We start from the raw sequence: 910 nt of genomic DNA, 5'->3' as shown, positions 1-910 counted from the left end.
CGGAGGGGAGCGGGTGGGTGGTGGCGACGACGACAATGTCGGCGGCCACATTGCTTTCGCCGCTCATAGCAATCGAATAGCGTTCACCGACAGATGTGATGCTCAGTGCCGTTGCACGCTCGTGCCGAATACGGCCCGTCTCGAGGAAAGGCTCGACATGATTTTGAACATAGCGCCCGAATACCGAACGCTGCGGGAATTCATCGCCCTTCGCCGTCCGCGCCAGAACATCTCTTGCACTGGCCACATCGTTTGCGAGCCACCGGGTAAAATGCTCGGGCTCCGCCGAGACCATCGTCATCTTGGCTGCTGGTACGTTGATCCGGTGGGCCGGATCCTTGCTTGAATAGGCCAAACCACCGCCAAGCTGTTCCCTCGGTTCAATGACGACTATCTCGATATCACTGCGCCCTGTCTGTGCCGCGAGATGATAGGCGATGGCGGTTCCGGAAAAACCGCCGCCGATGATTGCAACGACGACTGCTGTCACGATTGGCTTGCCCTCAAGCTTGCCGGGCGATGGTCCCCGGCGACCGTTTCACCAAAGGGTCCCATATTGACCGATGTCGAACTGGATCGAATTTCATGATCCAGTGGCAAATTTGGAAGCACCAGCTCACCGAAACGATAGGCCTCTTCCAGATGAGGGTATCCTGACAGGATAAAGGTGTCGATGCCAATCCGGCGGTATTCGTCCATGCGCTCGGCCACTGTAGCTGCGTCGCCAACGAGTGCTGTGCCGGCGCCACCGCGGACCAGCCCGACACCGGCCCAAAGATTGGGACTGACTTCGAGCTGGTCACGGCGCCCGCCATGCAATCGGCTCATGCGAAACTGGCCGACCGAATCCATTCGGGCAAAGACTTTCTGCGCCGCGGCGATTGTATCGTCGTCAAGCTTGCTGATGAGC

Annotated in this window: 2 protein-coding genes; both read right to left on the bottom strand. The window is 58.9% G+C overall.

The window, feature by feature from the left end; translation table 11 throughout:
- Window positions 1-490 (bottom strand): FAD-dependent oxidoreductase (locus LB462_RS30925; RefSeq protein ID WP_224515951.1); only part of this gene is annotated, 490 nt, incomplete at its 3' end.
- On the bottom strand, window positions 487-910 hold a 424-nt coding region (locus LB462_RS30920), incomplete at its 5' end, for an LLM class oxidoreductase (protein ID WP_224515949.1). The genes LB462_RS30925 and LB462_RS30920, both read right to left, overlap by 4 nt.

This window comes from Phyllobacterium chamaecytisi (genome assembly GCF_020164455.1).
GTDB classification, from domain to species: Bacteria; Pseudomonadota; Alphaproteobacteria; order Rhizobiales; family Rhizobiaceae; genus Phyllobacterium; species Phyllobacterium chamaecytisi.
This window is presented reverse-complemented; position numbering and strand designations above follow the sequence as displayed.